At 51.5% G+C, this 20,203-nt stretch carries 22 protein-coding genes and 1 pseudogene; 12 read left to right on the forward strand and 11 right to left on the reverse strand.

Annotated elements, in window-relative coordinates; genetic code table 11:
* Positions 1-41: 41 nt before the first annotated feature.
* On the forward strand, positions 42-437 hold the full coding sequence (locus tag ccrud_RS00600) for a VOC family protein (RefSeq protein WP_066563416.1): 396 nt from the start codon (positions 42-44) through the stop codon (positions 435-437).
* Here ccrud_RS00600 and ccrud_RS00605 read toward each other — a convergent pair.
* Genes ccrud_RS00605 through ccrud_RS00615 form a run of 3 tightly spaced genes read right to left on the reverse strand, consistent with a single transcriptional unit; the run spans position 434 to position 3,931 of the window.
* Positions 434-946, reverse strand: coding sequence for a SixA phosphatase family protein (locus tag ccrud_RS00605; protein WP_066563418.1), 513 nt, complete (start codon positions 944-946; stop codon positions 434-436). The two genes, ccrud_RS00600 and ccrud_RS00605, sit on opposite strands and share 4 nt — an antisense overlap.
* A 26-nt stretch (positions 947-972) precedes the next feature.
* Complete coding sequence (locus ccrud_RS00610; protein WP_066563420.1) at positions 973-2,484, reverse strand: mannitol dehydrogenase family protein; 1,512 nt, start codon at positions 2,482-2,484, stop codon at positions 973-975.
* A 40-nt stretch (positions 2,485-2,524) separates the two neighbouring features.
* Positions 2,525-3,931 carry an RbtT/DalT/CsbX family MFS transporter gene (locus tag ccrud_RS00615; protein WP_245670310.1) on the reverse strand — a complete coding sequence of 469 codons (1,407 nt, stop codon included), beginning with the start codon at positions 3,929-3,931 and terminating at the stop codon, positions 2,525-2,527.
* A gap of 224 nt (positions 3,932-4,155) precedes the next feature.
* Between ccrud_RS00615 and ccrud_RS00620 the strand changes: the two genes are divergently transcribed.
* A complete protein-coding gene (locus ccrud_RS00620) occupies positions 4,156-5,004 on the forward strand; it encodes a DeoR/GlpR family DNA-binding transcription regulator (RefSeq protein WP_066563423.1) in 849 nt (282 codons plus the stop codon).
* A 1-nt stretch (position 5,005) separates the two neighbouring features.
* The gene (gene xylB, locus ccrud_RS00625; RefSeq protein ID WP_066563425.1) at positions 5,006-6,400 is read left to right on the forward strand and encodes a xylulokinase; all 1,395 of its coding nucleotides are present in this window, start codon (positions 5,006-5,008) and stop codon (positions 6,398-6,400) included.
* Here xylB and panC read toward each other — a convergent pair.
* The 3 genes from panC to ccrud_RS00640 form a co-directional block, all read right to left on the reverse strand.
* Positions 6,397-7,236: a pantoate--beta-alanine ligase gene (gene panC / locus ccrud_RS00630; protein WP_066563427.1), complete on the reverse strand. Its 840-nt coding sequence runs from the start codon at positions 7,234-7,236 to the stop codon at positions 6,397-6,399. The two genes, xylB and panC, sit on opposite strands and share 4 nt — an antisense overlap.
* Positions 7,236-8,045 carry a 3-methyl-2-oxobutanoate hydroxymethyltransferase gene (panB, locus tag ccrud_RS00635; RefSeq protein ID WP_066569303.1) on the reverse strand — a complete coding sequence of 270 codons (810 nt, stop codon included), beginning with the start codon at positions 8,043-8,045 and terminating at the stop codon, positions 7,236-7,238. The genes panC and panB overlap by 1 nt, the downstream gene beginning before the upstream one ends.
* 61 nt (positions 8,046-8,106) lie before the next feature.
* Positions 8,107-9,021 (reverse strand): Fic family protein, encoded by a 915-nt coding sequence (locus tag ccrud_RS00640; RefSeq protein ID WP_066563429.1) that lies wholly within the window; start codon positions 9,019-9,021, stop codon positions 8,107-8,109.
* A 238-nt stretch (positions 9,022-9,259) separates the two neighbouring features.
* Here ccrud_RS00640 and ccrud_RS00645 point away from each other — a divergent pair.
* Positions 9,260-9,623: pseudogene (locus ccrud_RS00645) on the forward strand (type II toxin-antitoxin system RelE/ParE family toxin).
* An 82-nt stretch (positions 9,624-9,705) separates the two neighbouring features.
* Complete coding sequence (locus tag ccrud_RS00650) at positions 9,706-10,047, forward strand: helix-turn-helix domain-containing protein (RefSeq protein ID WP_066563430.1); 342 nt, start codon at positions 9,706-9,708, stop codon at positions 10,045-10,047.
* Between the two features lie 204 nt (positions 10,048-10,251).
* Here ccrud_RS00650 and ccrud_RS00655 read toward each other — a convergent pair whose 3' ends face one another.
* Positions 10,252-10,824, reverse strand: coding sequence for a DNA-3-methyladenine glycosylase (locus tag ccrud_RS00655; RefSeq protein WP_066563433.1), 573 nt, complete (start codon positions 10,822-10,824; stop codon positions 10,252-10,254).
* Positions 10,825-10,910: 86 nt separating this feature from the next.
* On the opposite strand from ccrud_RS00655, the gene ccrud_RS00660 reads away from it, so the two are divergent.
* Positions 10,911-11,570, forward strand: a complete 660-nt coding sequence (locus tag ccrud_RS00660) for a DUF1801 domain-containing protein (protein ID WP_066563437.1) — start codon at positions 10,911-10,913, stop codon at positions 11,568-11,570.
* Positions 11,571-11,601: 31 nt separating this feature from the next.
* Here the strand turns inward: ccrud_RS00660 and ccrud_RS00665 are convergent, their stop codons facing one another.
* Positions 11,602-12,513 carry an alpha/beta hydrolase gene (locus ccrud_RS00665; protein WP_066563439.1) on the reverse strand — a complete coding sequence of 304 codons (912 nt, stop codon included), beginning with the start codon at positions 12,511-12,513 and terminating at the stop codon, positions 11,602-11,604.
* 140 nt (positions 12,514-12,653) lie between these two features.
* Between ccrud_RS00665 and ccrud_RS00670 the strand changes: the two genes are divergently transcribed.
* On the forward strand, positions 12,654-13,259 hold the full coding sequence (locus ccrud_RS00670; RefSeq protein WP_066563441.1) for an HAD family hydrolase: 606 nt from the start codon (positions 12,654-12,656) through the stop codon (positions 13,257-13,259).
* Between the two features lie 5 nt (positions 13,260-13,264).
* Complete coding sequence (locus ccrud_RS00675; RefSeq protein WP_066569306.1) at positions 13,265-13,825, forward strand: gamma carbonic anhydrase family protein; 561 nt, start codon at positions 13,265-13,267, stop codon at positions 13,823-13,825.
* Here the strand turns inward: ccrud_RS00675 and ccrud_RS00680 are convergent.
* Entirely contained in the window at positions 13,809-14,954 is a 1,146-nt protein-coding gene (locus ccrud_RS00680) for a winged helix-turn-helix domain-containing protein (protein ID WP_066563446.1), read from the reverse strand. The genes ccrud_RS00675 and ccrud_RS00680 overlap by 17 nt on opposite strands.
* 90 nt (positions 14,955-15,044) lie before the next feature.
* A complete protein-coding gene (locus ccrud_RS00685; RefSeq protein WP_066563455.1) occupies positions 15,045-16,319 on the reverse strand; it encodes an MFS transporter in 1,275 nt (424 codons plus the stop codon).
* A 132-nt stretch (positions 16,320-16,451) separates the two neighbouring features.
* Between ccrud_RS00685 and ccrud_RS00690 the strand changes: the two genes are divergently transcribed.
* From ccrud_RS00690 to ccrud_RS00705, 4 genes are all read left to right on the forward strand, one after another.
* Positions 16,452-17,519: an ankyrin repeat domain-containing protein gene (locus ccrud_RS00690; RefSeq protein WP_066563458.1), complete on the forward strand. Its 1,068-nt coding sequence runs from the start codon at positions 16,452-16,454 to the stop codon at positions 17,517-17,519.
* A 34-nt stretch (positions 17,520-17,553) separates the two neighbouring features.
* Positions 17,554-18,312 (forward strand): sulfite exporter TauE/SafE family protein, encoded by a 759-nt coding sequence (locus tag ccrud_RS00695; RefSeq protein ID WP_066563461.1) that lies wholly within the window; start codon positions 17,554-17,556, stop codon positions 18,310-18,312.
* A 341-nt stretch (positions 18,313-18,653) separates the two neighbouring features.
* Positions 18,654-19,391 (forward strand): trimeric intracellular cation channel family protein, encoded by a 738-nt coding sequence (locus ccrud_RS00700; RefSeq protein WP_066569309.1) that lies wholly within the window; start codon positions 18,654-18,656, stop codon positions 19,389-19,391.
* Entirely contained in the window at positions 19,388-19,738 is a 351-nt protein-coding gene (locus ccrud_RS00705; protein ID WP_066563469.1) for an META domain-containing protein, read from the forward strand. Before ccrud_RS00700 ends, ccrud_RS00705 begins: the two co-directional genes overlap by 4 nt.
* On the opposite strand, the gene panD is transcribed toward ccrud_RS00705, so the two are convergent.
* Complete coding sequence (gene panD, locus ccrud_RS00710) at positions 19,735-20,145, reverse strand: aspartate 1-decarboxylase (protein WP_066563472.1); 411 nt, start codon at positions 20,143-20,145, stop codon at positions 19,735-19,737. The genes ccrud_RS00705 and panD overlap by 4 nt on opposite strands.
* Positions 20,146-20,203 lie beyond the last annotated feature (58 nt).

Here is a 20,203-nt window from a genome sequence, read left to right on the forward strand (position 1 = left end):
CGTCTCTGCACGATCACGCCCGCGGAACTATCCTGGCAGCCATGAGAATTGAAATCACTAGCGTATTTGTTGATGACCAAGCCAAAGCATTGGATTTTTACACCACGAAGCTCGGCTTCACATTGAAAAACGATGTGGAGGCCGGGGAGTACCGTTGGCTGACTGTGGTGGATCCTGACAATCCAGATGGAGTGCAGCTTTTGTTGGAACCAAACCAACATCCAGCTGCAACGAGCTACCAAGCGGGAATCAAAAAGGATGGGATTCCAGCAACGCAGTTTTATGTTGATGATGTGCAGGAAGAATACGATCGACTCACAGCTGCAGGTGTGAAGTTTACGTTGGAGCCAACCGATGTTGGCCCTTCAGTGATTGCAATTTTGGATGACACCGTGGGCAACCTGATTCAGCTTGTGCATATCAAAGGAACTGCTTAACCCCGAGGAATAATAAAATCTTTCAGGGTGGCGGAGTTTTCTGCCAGCGCGGACCATGGCGTAGTAAATTCCAATACTGCAATGGCGCTGGTGGGAAACTTTTCTTCCATGTTTTCCCAGCCTGGGTGAGTATCGCGAATACCAAAATGATGAGCTAGTTCCTCCACACCTGGCCAGTGTCCTATTAATAAGGCTGTGCCCACCGCTTCGGGAAGAGCGGTGATGAGGTGCTCAAATTCAGAAACTTCATTTTCATAGATATCGTTGTGAAAACTTGCACCCTTAGTGGTGGCTCCACCTAATTGAACTTGTTCCCATGTCAGTTGGGTGCGGGTGGCATCTGAACACAGCACATGGTCGACTTCTCCAATATTGGCAGCCAACCATTGGCCGGCTACCACACCATCGCGGAGTCCACGTTTATTCAGTGGGCGCTTGTGATCAGGCAATCCAGTGGACCAGGAAGATTTGGAGTGTCTCAAAATGATGAGGCGATGCGGAGCTGACATGTCCTCAACCCTAGCTGGAAAGAGTTTTAGACAGTCACCTGTGAAAGCAGGGAATCGAGGGTTGCTTCGGCACCCTGCTCATGTAGTGAGGTGAGAGTATCCGCATACGCCTTGGTGAAAGGTGCCGCATCAATAAGGTCTCCGAAGATGCCACGGTCACGTATGAATGACAAAATATCAGTGCGGTTGGTGGCAGCGTTTTCTTGAATTCTTTCGCTGAGTCGATCGACAACCTTGATGGGATTTCCTTGTTCGTCAGTGCCTTCGGCATACCGTGCCCAGGATGCCACGATCGCAGCAGATAGTGTGACATCTCGACCTGCAGTGAGGTTTTCACGCACAACTGGAAGCAACCACTTTGGGATGCGATCAGAAGATTCAGCACATAAACGAGGCACAGTATCTTTGACTGCCGCATTGCCGAAACGTGCGATGAGCTGGTGACGGTAAGCATCTACATCAACACCCGGAAGTGGTTTGAGCGTTGGAGTAGCTTCGCGTTCCATATAGGCAAGGAGGAAATCTTGGAAGCGGGAATCCGCCATGACATCGTGCACCATGTGGTGTCCAGCCAAATGCCCGAAATAGCACAATCCCTGGTGGGAAGCATTGAGAAGACGAAGTTTCATCAGCTCGTAGGGCTCCACATCAGAGACCACCTGCACGCCAACTTCTTCAAATGCTGGTCGTCCTTGCGTGAAGGAATCTTCTAGCACCCATTGTGTGAAGTCTTCTGAGACAACAGGCCAGGCATCCACATAGCCGATTTCTTTAATATCGTTTCGGTCTGCATCGGTGGTTTCTGGCGTGATGCGGTCAACCATGGAGTTGGGGAACGCTACATTGTTTTCTACCCAGTTGCCGAGCTCTGCAGACACTGAATGCGCAAAAGCAAGGAAGAATCTCTTCGCTAGATCGCCATTGCCTTGGATATTATCGCAGCTCATGATGGTAAAAGGTGCAGCATCTGCTGCTTTTCGGGCCATTAAAGCAGCAGCGATTAATCCAAAGAATGTCTGGAGGGAGGAGATATTGCCAGACTGCAGTGCGGTGCGGTCTGCTTCTATGCGTGGATTGGCGTGATCGAAATCTTCTGTGGCGGGATCAATATTGTAACCGCCTTCAGTGACAGTGAGGGACACAATTTTGATGGCATCTTGCGCCAGGATATCCACTGCATGGGTGGGATCATCTGGGGCGAAAACATAGTCGATGATGGAGCCAATGATTTTTTGATCAAGCGTTCCATCTGGCGCTTTGGTGCTCAGCGTGTAGAGGTGATCCTGACTGGCCAGCGCATCGCGCATCCGGACATCGGAAGGCATAACACCCATGCCGATGATGCCCCAATCAAGAGCTTTTCCTTCGTTCATCAAGGCATCTAGATACATGGCTTGGTGTGCGCGGTGGAAACCACCAACGCCGAAGTGGACAATGCCTGGAGTGACATCAGCGCGACTGTATCGAGGGATTTTAACTTCAGAAGCTGAGGCGATATTGCGCAGATTAGCAGTGTTGAGCTGGAGTGGAGCATTCATAAAAAGCGTCCTTTTAGTGGTCGGGCGTCTTAAAAAATTATTAGGAGCGGGCGGAAAAATCCGCAGAAATATCTGTAGAAATATCCGCAGTGGAATCAGCCGCTACCTCAGTAGAATCTGTATTTACCTGTGCGAGATCTTCGATTTGTGCGTCTTCTGCAAGTGCGGGCACACCGTCGAATCCGGGTTGGGTGCCGCGTAGTTGGAGCGTCATCCATCCAGAGAGCAAGTACAGGGCTATCATGACCAGGATGAGTCCGGTTGGGCCGATTAGTGGGTGGAACACTGCTACGAGCAGTGGTCCGACGGCAACGGCGCCACCAACGCCTAAGTTGTAAGTGGCCATTGCTGCACCTGGGTGTTTTGGATCAAGGGAGATCGCGATTGCAGATAGTGGGACGAATCCTGCAAGTGTGACACCAAAGAGTGCGCCTACTCCGATGGTGATGCCGAAGAGGATGCTGTCAGAAATACCAGCTTGTACGCCGAGTAGTGGAATGAAGTAGACCAGGCCAAGGGTAATAGCGCCGCCGATGGATCCGCCCCAGAACACGGTGCGTGCCCAGCCGTGGCGGTCGCCGAAGCTGCCGAAGAAAGGGTTGAAGGGGAGGTTCACGGCGTAGATCACGGTGGTGAGGATGAGGAACCAGCTCAGTTGCCATTTCAGATCATCGGTGAAAAATGATGGGAAGAATACGGCCATCGCGTAGGTGGGGATGGAGTTGATGGTGCGGATATAGGTGACAAATCGTGCACGGCGATCATTGCGCAGTAGTTTGAAACCTTGGCCCAGTGTTTGTTTGACGTCAGTGGAATTAGCCACCAGTGGGTGGCGTCCGCGACGTTCTTTGACACCGAGCAGTGCGATGAAGGATCCGATGATGACCAGGGCAAGTGATACCCAGAGGGTTTCATAGAAGCTTAAGTTCACATACTGCATGGAAATGGTCGCAACCAAGGCGCCCAAGGTGGGCAGACCTGCGGAAAATGCTACGTAGAACCAGCCCACGCCAGTGCCCAATTGTTTCGGGGAGGCTGTGGCGGTGATCCAGACGAGGAAGCCGTATGCAAAGAATGGATAACCAAATCCACGTAGGCCATAGGTGAGGAAAATTAACCACGTGTGTTCTGTGGTGAGCGCTACGGTGAGGAAAATAAGTTCAAAAATAATCCAGATGGCGGCGCCGAGGATCATTACTTTTCGTGGACCCCACAGGTCGGACAGTGCTGCTGCGAAGAATGCTGCGATGGCAACGGCTACGCCATAAACAGTAACCAGAGTACCTGCGAGCGAGACGCTGAAACCGTGCTCAGAACTGAGAAAAGGTTCGAGGATATTGGTTTCTACGCCATCGCCGATCATGAAAATGGTGAGGCCGATGAATCCGAAAATCAATGGTCTGGGAATGCCGAGGCGTTCCAGCAGCCCGTTGTTTTGTACTGACATGTGTTCACCTTTGTTAGAAGTGTTGAGTTTGACGATAAGGCCTGAAAATTTTGTTGAATCCAGTGCAAAAACCGCGAGATTCTCACATTCCATGACCTCTCAGTGGTCTGCATCACGTGAAACTAACAACAATCTAACGCCATAATGTTATAAAAAAGCAAGACCTAACACAAAAATGTTAGAAAATGCTGGTTCTAACAACATCGGCGTGGTAGTTTTTTCACATGGCCCACGTAATCCCCGCCACCTCACAAGAAAAGCGTCATGAACGCATTGTTTCTTATATAACTCGCCACGGATCTGCCCGTGTTGAGGCTTTGGCAGAACTATTCGAAGTCAGCGCAATGACGATCCACCGTGATCTAGAGGCATTAGCTGCGGACAATTTGGTGGAGCGTATCCGCGGAGGGGCACGCTCGGTGTCGCCGTCGATGAGCGAACTCGCGGTGGGGCAGCGCCGGCATTTGCACCGCACCACCAAGGAAGCATTGTGTGCTGCGGCTGCACGGCTGATTCCGGAAGGTGCTGTGGTGGCGATCGATGATTCCACCACCTTGGAATCTTTGGTGGAAAAGCTTCCGCAGTGTTCCCCATCTGCGTTGATTACGCATTCTTTGAAGACGATGGCAGATCATCGCACCCGCACCGGGATGAGCGATATTCGTTTGATTGCGTGTGCTGGATTGTATTTCCCAGAGACGGATTCTTTTTTGGGTAAGTCCACGTCAGCGCAGTTAGCTGAGTTGTCTGCGGATATTTCTTTTGTGTCTACAACGGCGGTGCGTGCAACGGGGCATATTCCTTCGTTGTTCCATCCGGATATGGAAGCCGCGGATACTAAGCGTGCTTTGATCGGGATCGGTAGTGTGCGTGTGCTGGTGGTGGATTCCAGTAAGTTTGGGTCTGCGGGTGTGTTTAAGGTTGCGTCTGTGGACGAGTTCGATCACATCATCGTTGATCAGCAGTGCAGCCGTGAGCAGCGGGATTTGTTGCGTAATTCCCGCGCGCAAATTCATGTGATTGACCACAATGGTGAAGAAATTATGGATACCCCTACGGGAGAGGATTCTTAAGATGGCTCTGGTTCTTGGAATCGATAGTTCCACCCAATCTTGCAAGGCTGTGCTTGTCGACGCCGCCAGCGGCCAAGTCATCGACGAGGGCCGCGCGAGCCACCCAAGTGGCACAGAGGTAGATCCGCAGGCGTGGATTGATGCCTTGGAAAAAGCCACTGCAGGTTTGTTGGAACGCGCTGACGCTGTCTCGATTGCTGGTCAGCAACATGGCATGGTGGCTTTGGATAGCAATGATGAAATTGTGCGCCCAGCGTTGTTGTGGAATGACACTCGTTCTGCCCAAGCTGCGCGGGATCTCAACGCAGAAATCGGTGGGGAACACGCTGCAGTTGAGGCTACTGGCAGTGCGTATGTGGCATCTTTGACGGCTACTAAAATGCGCTGGATGCGTGATCATGAGCCAGATAATGCAGCGCGCACGGCATCGGTGATGTTGCCACATGATTTCCTCACCTGGCATTTATTGGGTCGTGGGCGCAAGGTTACAGATCATGGTGATGCTTCCGGAACTGGGTATTACAGCACTCGTGATCGTGCGTGGCGTCCTGATTTGGCCACTTTGGCGTTAGGCCATGAGATCGTACTCCCGGAGATCTTGGCTCCTCATGCTCTTGCAGGAACCACCGCGCATGGTGTGAAAGTTGCTGCGGGAACTGGCGATAATGCGGCTGCTGCTTTGGGCTTGGACCTGCAAGAAGGCGATGTTAGCGTATCAATCGGTACCTCTGGGGTGGCTGGTATGACTGTTGCGCATAGTGTCCATGATCCTTCTGGTCTGGTGAGTGGATTTGCCGATGCTACCGGTGCGTATTTCCCTTTGGCCTGCACGCTTAATGGTGCACCGGTATTGGAATTTGGTCGACGTATTCTCGGCGTGGAGTGGGATGAATTTGATGCTCTGGCGTTGGCTGCGCAACCAGGTTCAGGTGGCGTGATTCTGCAGCCGTATCTAGATGGCGAACGCACCCCGAATCGCCCGGAAGCTCGGGGTGTGTTGGCTGGGTTGACTAGTGCGACGAGCAGGGAAGACTTTGCCCGGGCCACTGTTGAAGGGCTGTTGTGGTCGCTGGGAGATGCAGTTGATGCTTTGGTGCAGGCGACGGGTGTTCCGGTGAAAAGGATCCAGCTCATTGGCGGCGGTGGACGTTCGAAAGCGGTTCGTGAAATCGCACCTGAAATCTTCGGACACGAGATTATGGTTCCGGAACCTGCAGAATATGTTGCTTTGGGTGCTGCTCGGCAGGCGGCGTGGGCATTGTCTGGTGAGGCAACTCCACCACAGTGGTTGGTTCCAGGCGCGCAAGCACAAAGCGCACCCAAAAATACTGAATTGGGTGCGCGTTATGCAACGTTGCGTGAAGCCACCGAGGGGTGGTTTGCTACAAATTCCTAGAGCTCGATATTGTCGATCAGCCGGACTGGTCCTACGAAGATCGCAGCCACCACCAACGCTGGCTGGGTCAGGGCGCCGTTAATTTCTAAAGGCTCTAAGGTTGCGGGATCGACAATTTCTAGGTGATCCAAAACCACGCCATCGGTGCTGGCCAAAGTGGTGCGGGCACCATCGATATCCAGTGCTTCACCTGCTGCTTGTCGACGCTGCAACTCCACCAACACACGAGGCAACACCAGAGCTTGAGCTCGCTGCTCATCCGACAAACGCTGGTTTCGGCTAGATTCAGCCAACCCATCGGCACCGCGAATAATTGGTACTGGACGGATCTCTACGGGGATATCAAGATCTGCAACCAAGCGCCGGATAACCGCTACTTGTTGCGCATCTTTTTGCCCAAAATAGGCACGATCAGGGCGCACCAAATTGAACAGTTTTGTCACCACGGTTGCCACACCATCAAAGTGACCAGGCCTGCTGGCTCCTTCTAATTTTGAGCCAATTGATCCAGTTCGTGCCCATACTAAAGGCAATCCACCGGGATACATTTCTTCCACACTTGGCGCGAAGACAATATCCACGCCAGCATCTTTCAAAAGGGTAAGATCAGCATCGAGTTGGCGGGGATAATTGCGGTAATCATCGCAATCGCCCAGCGCTTCAAATTGCAGCGGGTTAACAAAAATACTAGCTACAACAATGTCGTTTTCCGCGCGGGCAGCGTGAACCAAAGAGGCATGGCCGCTGTGCAGTGCACCCATTGTGGGGACCAGCCCGATGGAGTTGGTGTGGAGGAGGGCGTCGATAAGCGCCTGCTTGGTGGTTGCTACCTGCATTAAAAGGACTCCGCTTCGCCTGGGAAGGTGCCTGCATGGATATCGGCGATATATGCCTGCGCGGCGGCATGCAAGGAATCGCCCAAGGTGGCGTACTCGCGGACGAACCGTGGCTTCTTACCGCGATTAAGCCCGAAGGCATCTTGCCACACCAAAACCTGTCCATCGGTGCCATCTCCGGCACCGATTCCGATAGTTATAATGCTCAAATCCTGTGTAACTTCACGCGCCGCATCAGCTGGAACCATCTCCAACACAACCGCAAAAGCGCCTGCCTGCTGCACCGCGCGGGCATCCGCGATGAGCTTTCCGGAACTCGCGCCACGGCCCTGAATCACATGACCACCAAGTGAATGCTCAGACTGCGGAGTATAGCCAATGTGGCCAACAACCGGGATACCAGCATCAACAATGCGACGAATCGTACCGGCCATCTCCACGCCACCCTCAATTTTCACCGCGGCAGCACCCGTCTCACGCATGACACGAATCGCAGACTCCACCGCTTGCTGCGGACTCACCTCATAAGTACCAAACGGCAAATCCACCACCACAAGCGCACGCTTCGTAGAAATAGTGACCGCCTTGGCCAGCACGATCATCTCATCCAGGGTGATTGACAAGGTGGTATCGCGGCCTAAGACAACATTGGCAGCGGAATCACCAACAAGGAGCATATCGATTCCGGCCTCATCAAAAATGCGCGCCGACAGCGCATCATAGCTGGTAAGAACCGAAATTTTCTGCCCATTAGCTTTAGCCTCATGGAAATGACGGGTGCGAATTTTCTGTGCATCAATGCCTGACATGGGCATGAGTATAGATGTGCTGAGCAGCTCAGAATAAATAAATTCGGATTTGATTCACCGTTTAGCGATGTTTCTCGATTAAGTGCGATAACTCTTGCTGGCCTGCGCGCAGAATTTCCAACATGGCAATAACAAAAGGAGTGCTATCGCTTCGATTGAGCGGGTGTTCAACAGTTTGAAAGGCTTTGTAATACTTGCCCACATTGCGATTAATTTCAGCGGAAAGTATGAGTGCGACAGCGGGGGACAAGACTTTGCCAAGCTGCACGCTTAAGAGATACCTCCCAACTCTGCCATTGCCATCATAAAAAGGATGAACCGTTTCAAACATGAAATGCGAGATCATGATGGTTGCAAGATCTTCTTCGGAGAAGAGATCGAGGGTTTTCTGAATGCCATCGATGATTTTAGATTCAGGGTAAAAACCGGAATGAACAGTTTTGTGATTACCATCGACAATTCGGACAGGCTCTTTTCGGAAAAACTCACCATCTAGTTCTTGGTCAGGATTTAGTTGGCCGACCATGAGGGTGTCAAAGAGTTCGCGGAGATCAGAGGGAGTGGCAGGCAGTTCGGCTGTACTGTGGGAAAGCTCGAGATAGCAGCGGAACATTTCAGAAAACCGAGCATGAGGGTTGTGCAGGGCTGCAGAAATTTCATCGTCGGAAATTGTAATTCCTTCGATTTCATTTGTTGCGATGACCTCGTTAATGACAAGTTTCTGCAGGATTTTTTCAGCCGTTTTATGTGGAAGGTTGTTCCATCTGTTCAGAAATTCAGTATTGCGAGTATTGAGTTCTGTAGTGAGCTCCCGGATCTCTGGCGTAAGGATATAAAACAGAGGATCATTGTGAAGTGCGAAAGGGTAGTGAACCGCATCTTCTGAGTTGAGCCGTTGCTGATAAAGCTCTTCCGTGCGGGTTTTGCTTGAGGATGAGGTGGCGTGGAATTCCTGTTGGAGAGTTCTGTACTTCATGAGTGGGTTTTAATTTCTAGCCAGGTTTTCTAAGGAAGTAATGAGTGCAGGATATAACGCCAGGTTCGAATTAAAGCAACCTCTTAATTGAATCCGTCTACTTTCCAGGGGTTGGATCCCTTCTTGAGGGACAATATCTTTTCCATTCCGAGGGTCTTTTCTAAATTGATTATTAGTGCTTACCTTAAAGCTATATCAGTTATTACTGATATCATCTCTGGCTAGATAATCTAGTGCCATGGCAAGCTGGGAAATTCGAACCGACTTCATTGATGATTGGCTTGACTCGCTCAGTGACGAAGTTTATGACGCCGTGCTTGCCGCTATTGAGTACCTGGCTGAGCAGGGGGCTAACCTGTGGACGTCCATTTGTTGATACCATCTCGCAATCCAGACACAAGAACATGAAAGAGCTGCGGCCTCGCGAAAAATCACTCGCTAAGAACATCAGGATCTTATTCGCTTTCGATCCTCACCGACAAGCAATTTTCTTGGTTGCTGGAGACAAGACCGGTCAATGGAATAAGTGGTACAGCAAGAACATTCCCCTAGCGGATGAACGATTTGACCACCACCTTATGCAACTCAAGAAAGGTGACTAATAGCTACCTTTGTACAGAAACCCTGACCCACCCGCTGATCACAACAGATAACCGATTCCTCGTAGCCTTTAAGGAGAACTCCATGACCTCACCCCATGACCTTCATCGACGTCGCCCCGGTAATCGCGAAAACATCGATCGGATCAAGGCCGGAATGTACGCCGACGCCAAGGCCTATCGCCTCCGCACCCTCCGCGAGGAATCTGGCCTCACTCAAGAGTCTTTGGCGAAAAAGATTGGGGTAGGACAGAACCGGATTTCCCAGATGGAGCACGGTCACCTGAGCTCAGCCCGAGTGTCTACTATTCAGAAGTATGTTGCGGCTCTCGGGGGCAGCCTCGAGCTCACTGTTAAGCGGGCTGACGGAAGCACCGTCACTCTTCCAGTTGAAGAGGAATTGGAGGGTCTGGCAGACATCAAATAATTCCTAACAGCACAGCTGGGGATGCCTTTTCAGACGAGAATTCTCTAAGAAATTGCGCAAGTTGGCGTTATAGTTGGCGGGCGGATTGTGTGTCTGAGTGGTGGATGGTTTATGCCATCTCGGATGGGCCAGTGGATGATGATGATCGTATTCATCCAGGCGAAAACGTTTCTAGGAGTATGCCCTACTAAGAAAACCATAGAACTAGCCCTTCGGATATCCTCGACGCCCACTTACGGTTGGATCATTCGGAATCCAGAACCTTAAAGGTGCTTCTTTATTTTTGCTAATGCCGATGCGAGGGCCACAAACCCATTTGGGCTCAGTATCGCGATCCGTGAGGAAAAATGAAGGGCCAAAAACTGAAGCATGGTTATTACTGATTTCTAGACCGAGAGCTTGTCCAAAGTTTCCCGGACCTTGCGCAAGGCGTGCGAAGGGAACGTCAGCGCCACGTCGTTCTTGGGCGGTGGACATCCCTGAAATGACCTCGCCAGCCCTTAATAAAACTCCTTGACCTGTTCCTTCTTCTCCACACACAATATTTCCTGCGCGGTGGATTCCATAAGAAATATAGACATACATGTGTCCACCGCGACCAAACATGGCAGCATTTCTAGGAGTTTTCCCACGGTAGGTATGGGCTGCTTCATCGGTGGAGTCCAAATATGCTTCCACTTCTGTAATGCGAATACCGACACCATTATGTGTGATCGTGCACCCTAGAAGCTGTGGGGCAACGATGTCGGCTGCTTGGAGAAAATCGATGGTGGACATAGTGCCGATTCTATGGTGATCAGCTTTAAATCCCAATGGAAAAGTTCCCCGCACATGGAACTGCTTAGCGCTTTAAGATCAGTGGCATGAGCACTTCTTTTGAATCCATTCCGGGAGTTAGCATCTCTGCGCGAAAAGCTTTGAGCAACGCGGGGTTTAAAGATCTGGAATCACTTGCTGGCATTAATTATGCGGAGGTGGCCAGTGTGCCTGGAATTGGCAAAAGAACATTGGAGCGTGTGCAAGCAGCATTGGTGGAAGCAGGCATGAGTTTTGGTGGTGAGATCCCTGAGGCGGAACAGCGCACCGCAACGTGGACAACACTGGAACCTCAACCGCAGAATGTTGCTGGGCAATCTGAGGTATCTCCCGAAAGTTTCATCCAGAACTTGGAAAGCCCTCGAAGAATCACTCATGGTCAGTTGTTATTAGATCTTTTCGCAAGAGTCACTGGCGAGGATGCTTATCTATGGGGACCGTCGATTGTTGGTTTTGGGCGGGTTCATTATCGCTATGCCACAGGTAGAGAAGGGGAAAGTTTAAAAGTTGGCTTTAGTCCGAGGAAAGCAAAGATCTCGCTTTATGGACTGACTAATACTGCGGCATCTAAAGAACTTCTAAACCAACTAGGTAAGTATTCGGTCGGTGTGTCCTGCCTCTATATCAACAAACCAGAAGATATCGATTTGCAGGTGTTGGAAGAGATGGTGCGGATTTCTTGGGAAGCAGATCCTGGTGAATGCTAAATCCGAGTCCTAAAACACTTCAAGAAGAAACTTAACAAAGTGCAGCTTCCAACTCTGCGCGGATGAAGCGTCGTGCTGCCCGCGCATCAGAACTAATTCCCGCCAGGTTGATAAAGGCATGGATTTGTCCCATGAATTCAGTAACCGTGACGGAATTTCCGGCTTCCAATAGTGCTTGGCCATATGCTCGGATTTGATGGGCTAACACGTCGCATTCGCCATACACAATGGTAGTTGGCGGCAATCCGCTTAGATCTGGAGCTAATAATGGGGAAAGTCGTGGGTCGGTACGGTCGTGCCCATCTGCGTATTGCTCAATGTAGTGTTCCATTGCTTCTTTAGTCAGATAACAGTCTGCGCCAAACTGGAGATAGCTGGGCGTATCTGTGGTGGAAACATCGGTGACGGGAAAAATAAGCACCTGGTGAGCAAGGGCTGGAACAATGGCAGAAGCCACAGCATGCTCTCGCAGCTGTTGCGCTGTCACTGCAGCAAGATTTCCGCCAGCACTATCGCCGCCAATGGCTACTCGTGAAGTATCAATTTCTAGTCCAGATGTCCCTTCCAACACAGCGCTGACCACCGCAAACGCATCGTCGATAGCTGCTGGAAAAGGGTGTGCGGGCGCAAGGCGGTAGTCCACGCTGATGGCGATGATCGGCAAACCAGTAACCAATGAGCGCACAGTTGCGTCGATCATATCTAGGGTGCCGCCAGCCCAGCCACCGCCGTGGAAATAAATCAAACATGGCAGCGCCGCCTCCACCGCCACAGAAACCGGCGTATAGACCCGCACTGGAACCCCAGTGATCTCTGTATCCAGTGCTGAATGAGATGCCACAACCCCAGGGGCAGCAGGATCTTTGCCAAAATTTACCTGTTCCGCAGCACTGAGCGTGGGCAAGGTATCGATATAAAATTGGGCATCTGGGTGGAGGAACATCGAATTTAACCCCGGCAATCTTGAAGGTTCAACAGTCTTTGATTCTTCAATGTTAAACAAAGCTCAAGACATGCAATGGGAAATCCACATAGGCTTGAACTAAAACTAGCGGTTACCTCAGCGGGCGAAAGGAGCCTTCTATGAGTATGACTCGTATTTTTCTCTTTGATCTTTATGGTGTCCTTATTAAAGAACATGGATCTGCGCAATTTGAGCGGGTTGCGCGCGCGGTGGGGGAGCCGTCTAAAAATGATAAGCTGCGTGCGGCTTATGAGTCGCTGCGTTTGGATCTTGATGCTGGCCGAGTTCATGAGCTTAATTATTGGAATCAAGTAAAGCTGCTGGCAGGGCTGGAATATTTGGATATTCAAGAAGTTATTGCAGCTGATTACAAAGGCCTTTATGAATGCGATCAAGACATGGTGGATTATGTGTTGTCGTTAAAGTCGGAAGGCCACCGCATCGGAATTTTATCTAATGTTCCAGAGGGCCTGGCCAAGCTTGTGAGGGAACATAATTCTGAGTGGTTGGATCAGCTTGATGCCGTAACATTATCGTGCGATATCGGAGCAGCTAAACCGGAATCGCAGGCATTCCATATTGCGCTCGAAGCTCTTGGAGCAGATCCTGCAGATGTGACGTTTATTGATGATCGCCTGCGCAATATTGAGGCAGCCCGCGAAGAAGGCCTCCACGCAATCCATTTCACCGGCTTAGCTGCTCTTAAAGAAAGCCTCCAGAAATGATGGAAATGACACCCCAACCACTTATTTTGCCGTTCAAGGGTAAGGCTCCGCGCATTCATGAAAGTGCCTGGATCGCGCCCAATGCCACTATCATTGGCGATGTGGAAATCGGTCCGGATGCATCTATTTTTTATGGTGTGGTGTTGCGCGGTGACGTCAATAAAATCACCATCGGCGCGCGCACCAATGTCCAGGATAATTGCGTTATTCACGTCGATGGCAATGCGCCGTGCACGCTTGGCGATGATGTCACGGTCGGTCACATGGCGCTCGTCCACGGCGCGACGGTGGGCAACGGCACGCTCGTTGGTATGAAATCTGCGCTGCTCTCCCGCAGCGTAATCGGAGCCGGCGCGCTCATAGCCGCAGGTGCCGTCGTTTTAGAAGGCGAAGAGATCCCGGCGAATGCGTTAGCGGCCGGGGTGCCGGCCAAAGTCCGCAGATTGCTTGACGACGCCCAGTCTCAGTCGTTTATCCCTCACGCTGGCCGCTATGTAGAAACATCAAAAGCTCAGGCTTCTATTTCAGAAGCACTGACCTTAGATGAGGTTAGGGTACGAGATTAAGCGGCTCATTAAGTAGTCGATCAAGAGCGGCTGCGCGCGCTGCTGCGCGGACATTTTCCCGGTGAGTGGGGATTAACCGGAGTTCAATGTCTGCGTCGTAGTCTTTCTTCAGCTGTGCAGCAAACACTGAGCGTCCTTGCGGATCTTCTGAGAATGCTGAACCAGACAAGACTAATGTTGAAGGTCGGATAGATTTCGCAGCTTCTGCCGCGGTATGTGAGAGCAGTGTGGCGCGATCGTCAAGGAAAGCACGAGCTTTTTCATTGTCTTTAGCGATGGTGACGAGCTCGCCCAAGCTTTCGGCAAAAATTCCCTGATCTGAGACTCGGCTCAAAAATCCTTGGGTGCTCAGTGCATCTTCAGCAGTCATTCCTAAAGTATCCAGGCCAGATCCGCCGGTGGTGGCGAGTGGTCCAAAGACATGTACACCTAAATCATTGCTGTAGGCGGCTCCCACGGAATCATCGGCGTAGAACGTCAACGTGATTGGTGTTGGCTGATCTGGGTGTGGCAGGGGAGCCGCTTGCAGCTCTGAAGCAGCGATGGCAGGAATTGCCGAAGCGACAGTTGCCGGAACGCTGAATTGGTAGTTCAGGCGGCCTGCGATATCCACTCCATCCCAGCCCAGGTTGCTTGCGGTCACAACACCGGCGTTGGTGACTTTGCCGGAGGTGGCCACACCGATGCCCACCAGTGGCAGATCAAGTCCGGTGGTGAGGCGGTTGACTCCTGCAATGAGGTGCTCGATAAAAGTGTCCGGATCAAGATCAGCCGCAGAGATGTCCAGCATGGCATCGCGCAGGGTACGACCCTTGGTATCAAAAAGTGCGACATAGGAAGACTTCGTGCCGATTGCTACACCTGCATGAATCCATGGACTTGGAGCAAGCTCTAGTGGAATATTAGGGCGACCAGGACCGGAGGAAAGGGTGAGATCGGGGCGTTCACGGACTAAACCTGCCTGCATTAAAGCAGTAACTGCGCGGGTGACAGTTGGTTGAGACAGACCTGTGGCCTCGACCAGCTCATTTCTAATGAGTTGCTGACCGAGGCGAATATGGTGCATGCACTTTGCAGCCGGGGTAGAGGGGCGGGCAAAGGACGCAGAAAAATGGGCCTGATTTGGCATAGCTAAACAATAGCCAATGATAGACAGCGCTGTCTAATAGGTAGACCGCGAACTAGACCGCATTGTCTGTATTTTGGGCAGGGGTGAACACTAATCGCCGATAAGTCGAGGCTTCTCGTATTTCCAAAATTTTGGAACCGACACCATACAAATTGCAGTCAGCACAACGACGGCTATGCCACCCCATAATACTGTCCAACCAGCGCCCAAGGGTTCAGCTGCCCAACCGTGCAAGACATCAGCCAAACGCGGACCGCCCACCACAACGATGATCCACACTCCCTGGATCCTGCCCTGCACATGCTCAGCCGCAGATTGCTGCAAGATTGCATTACGCACTGCAGAGCTGAACATATCCGCCATGCCGCCAATAACCATCATCATGATGAACATCCACGCCCACACGGTTACCTCGCCGGGGCTCACCACAATTGCTACGCCACCTAAAGCAACAGCTCCACCCCACGCCATGATGCACCAGTACACCGCAACACCTTGACGGCTAATCCTGGACACCCATCCAGATAAGACTCCGCCGAGCACTGCACCCAACGCCATGGAGGAGTACATAAACGCCAACATGGTCGCACCCGCATCGCCACCGCCGAAATTTACTTCTGCGATTTCAGGATAAAGCGCTCGCGGCATACCGAAGACCATGGCGATAAGATCCAGCACCATCACCATCATGAGTACCGGCTGTCGCGCCAAATATTTCAGACCATCCACCACACTGGCGAAACCAGCCTTCATTACATTGCCCGCCGGTTTGATCGACGGCAGCGCCCACACCGCCCACAAGGTAGGAATGATGGACACAACGTCTAAGAAGTAGAGCCAGCCAAAACCGATCAGCGGAATCAACGCACCAGCCAGAAGTGGGCCCACGATTGCACCGGTTTGCATGAGCAGCATGTTCAAAGATGTTGCTGAAGCCAGTTGATCGATGGGTAAAATACTGCGCAAAATTGACGTGCGCGTTGGCTGATTGACCGCAAAGAATGCTTGCTGCAGCGAGAAGTTTATTAAAAGCAGCCAAATATTTTCATTACCTAACATGGTCAGCACCCAAAATCCGGCAGTGGTGACACACATGCCGATGGTGGTGCAGATAAGCACGATGCGTTTATCAAAAGCATCCGCGATGGACCCGCCATAAAGACCAAAAATGATCAATGGAATAAGTCCAAATAATCCAGTGAGCCCCACATATCCTGAGGAACCAGTCATCTGATAAATCTGCACTGGCACGGCAACCACGGTGAGTTGCGCGCCAATGACGGTGGCGATATTGCCAAACCAGAGGCGTTTAAACGCTGGGTCTTTAAAGGGTCTTGTATCGGCGAAAATATCTCTCAGGCTCACCTGTAAGAGCCTAGACCTTTAACTGGGGCGCGGAGGGAGGCGTCGATAAGCAATATTGTCGTGCCTTGTGGGCTGCAAACATCGTAGGATTGATGAAACATTGTTTTTTAAATTCTTCGTCTCAGGAGTGTCATGGCTCGACCGCTAAAGGAAAAGCTTCCCAGGAATTTTCACAAGATCGTCAAGGAAGGCGATTTTGATGCATTCCAGGAAGTATTCACTGAGCACGCCCTAGATGCCGTAGACCGAAATGGTGGCACAGCTTTGCATATGCAAACACTTCCGGATGAATACCGGCTGTGGCTGCTTGAACAGGGCTTGGACGTTGATGTGCGTGATGAACAGGGCAACACAGCACTACACCAGTTTTCCAGAAACTGGGATCACGGCCCTGATTTTTTCCTTGAGCATGGCGCCGATGTCTGCGCAGTAAACAATGACGGCGAATCAGTTGCCTACGCAGCCGCTTTCTTCCCGGAAAACCTCAAAAAGCTTATCGACGCCGGCGCTGATCCCTATGCTCGCGCGAACGATGGCACCTCGCCTTTAATGAATCTTATTCGACGGATAGAGACTGGATTCCTCCCCGAAGGCACGGCATCAATTCGACTCCTTGCAGATGCAGAACTCACTCAGCAGGAATTTGCTGAGGCCCAAGAAAAAATCATTAGATTAGGCGCAGCATTTGAAAATATTCGGGACGCTTATAACCCGGACTCTGTTGATCAAGCCGCGGAAGATCTGTTGTGGCTTTATGAACATTTCGACATCCCTGAAGAACTGCGTGCCAATGCCCCAATCATGCACGATGGCACCAGCACTATTTCGCTAGCTGGCGAAACCTGGCAAGAACAATTCATTGAAGGCTACGATTTCCTCGTTCCAGCGATGGGCAACGCGAAATCCCTCCAAGGCGAAGCCATTCGGATTGCGGGCCGAATATCCAATGAATTCCACGGCAACGGTGGCATCAATTGGGATAAAGACTTCAAGCGCATGGCCAAATTCCTCAACCATATTTGTGAACAAGGCGTTTCTTTAGAGGAAAGAGAATTAGAGGAACTCGCAGCTGCTGTAAAAGCAGTGCGCAAAGGTCGACCCGATGATGATGACATCGACACACTGCCCCGACTAGCCACCTTATGGGTCATGCAAAACCCCGAGCCACTGCCCGTGGGGGAGGTAGATTACCGACGCTAAGTTAGGCGATAGCGCCGTACCGCGCCTACTCTGATTGATCGTGTTAACCATCGCCACAGTGCTTCTCGCGTCAGTCCTCATCGGTGCTCTCCTTCAAAGAATCACCGGTTTAGGTGTCGGTCTTGTCACCGGCCCAGTCCTTACTACCTTGCTGGGCCCTTTGGCTGGCGTCACGATGGTGAATGGTCTGTCCATCATCAACGCAGTCAACAACGCCTGGTCGGTGCGTAAACGTACCGATTGGAAACGTTTCCGCATTCTTGCTGGCGCCCTCGTTATTGGTTCCTTGCCGGCCGTCGCAGTGGTGTATTTCCTCAACGGACCATGGCTGCTGATTTTCGTCGGCGTGATGGTGCTGCTGGCATTGGGTGTTTCCCTCTTCCCAACGGAGCAGTTCCGCATCAAAGAAGAAGCGAAACTGCCGATGATTTTCTTCGGCATCATCGCAGGCTTCATGTCGACCATCGCAGGTATCGCCGGACCATCCCTGACCGTTTACGCTCGCCTGAGCCGTTGGGATTACCGCGACTTCGTGGCAACGCTGCACCCAGTTCTACTGGTAGCCAACACCGTATCCTTCCTGCTCAAGGTGATTTTGATTGGTGGACTTGATTTCGGTGGCGCACCAGCATGGCTCTGGATCGGTGCCGTTGCAATGATCTTCGTTGGCGCATGGTTGGGCGAGATCGTTAATGCCAAGATCTCCACCCCAATGGCTAAGCGTATTGCTACGATTCTTGCTGGTGCTGGCGCCGCAGTGGTGCTGTTCCGCGGAATTATGGAATTGGTTTAGTACGAAATTGTTGAGGCCCAATGCAGGTAGGGCTTAAGAAAACCAGACACAGCGACCAAGACTTCGGATTTTCCTAGAGGTTTGGTCGCTGTGCCTGTCTGGTGCCTCTGGTGTGGCTAAAAACGCTCCCAAAGCCGTGAAAAATGCCCTCCCTACAATTACTTTAAGGGCCTTTGAGAACCTCCCGCAGGTGAAACACTCATTCTAAAAATTTCGATGCCTTAAATCGACATGGAGTGTTGTTCGTCCTGGAGCAGCACCCAAGGATTTGCTATACCTAAAGCTGCACCTAGACCTGCGCTAAACACCCAAGCCAGCGGAACAGGATTATGTTTGAGGACATGGATCTTGCACTGGCTCAAGTCGATTCCACCATCTCGGGGCTCTATGACTCCTTGGATCTCATTGGAGTACTGCTCAATGGAATAATCGGCGGAACGATTGCCAGGCAGCGGGGCTATGACATCATTGGGTTTTTATTTTTAGCCCTGTTTTCTGCGCTCGGTGGGGGAATGATCCGAGACATGTTGATTCAGCAAGGAACGGTTGCTGCGATTGATAATCAGATTTACCTGGCGCTCGCATTCATGGGGGCTTTAATTGCCATGGCGGTGAATTTTAAAGGCAAGGTGTGGGAGCTGTTTAAAGTTCATGGGGATGCCATTGTATTGGGCGTGTGGGCTGTAACAGGCGCTACGAAGGCGATGAATGCTGGTGTGGCACCGCTGCCGAGTGTGTTCATGGGGGTGTTGACTGCGGTCGGCGGTGGCTTGGTGCGTGATGTGGTGACGGGTCAAACACCGTCAATTTTTGGTGGGGGCACACTTTATGCGATTCCGGCGACGCTTTCTGCCACGTCGATGGTCATTTTTCATGGGTTGGATCATGTGGTGTTGGGTATGATTGTGTCACCGCTGTTGGGTATCTCTTTGGCTGTTCTTGCGTATTGGTGCGGTTGGATCATTCCAGTGAATACTGATTTTGCGCCGGTTAATCTTACGGTTAGTCAGCTGCGGACGCTGCTTTCTAAAGCGGAAAGAAAAGGTCAAAAAGAACGCGAGAAGAAGGATCCCACATGAAAAAGTTTGCAATTGTAGTCGTGGCAGCCAGCGCAGTGTTGGCAGGTTGTAGTCAGTCGGCGGCAGCGTCTGCTACCGGAATGTGGAGTACAGCTGCGCCTTCAGGTGCATATATTGAGCTGATGGAAGATGGCTCACTTGCTGGTTCTGATGGCTGCAACCGGTTGATGGGCAGCTGGGAGAAAGACGGCGCTGACATTACTTTTGGCACCGTCGGCATGACGCAAATGTTTTGCGAAGGTGTAGATGACTGGCTGTCTCAGATGAATACCGCCAACTTGGCCGATGATTTCACCATGACAATTTTCAATGAGGCTGGTGACAACATCGGCGAGCTAAAGCGCTAGATGCTTCTCGACGTCAACAGCCCGGATCCAGGTATTGCCTCCGCAAGATCGTTGCCGAGCGCCACGATGCGATTATCAGCATCAACGTGCACGATCTTCGGCTCATAGGCTCGAGCCTCCGCATCGGTGGCTTGGAGGTAACTCATAATGATCACCAGATCGCCAGGATTAATGAGGTGTGCGGCTGCACCATTGATGCAGATATTGCCTGTTCCAGCATCACCAACAATGACGTAGGTTTCCAGGCGAGTGCCGTTGGTGATGTCTACGATGGCAACTTTTTCGCCTTCGATGAGTCCAGCGGCATGAACCAAGTCTGCATCAATGGTTACAGAACCGACATAGTCGAGGTCGGCTTGAGTAACAGTGGCTCGATGAATCTTGCTTCCGAGGATGGTGCGCAGCATGTCCTGTGATGTCCTTATTTGGCGGGGTGTCCTGCAAGTTTTAGAAATCATAGCTTGA

This window comes from Corynebacterium crudilactis (assembly GCF_001643015.1).
GTDB classification, from domain to species: Bacteria; Actinomycetota; Actinomycetes; order Mycobacteriales; family Mycobacteriaceae; genus Corynebacterium; species Corynebacterium crudilactis.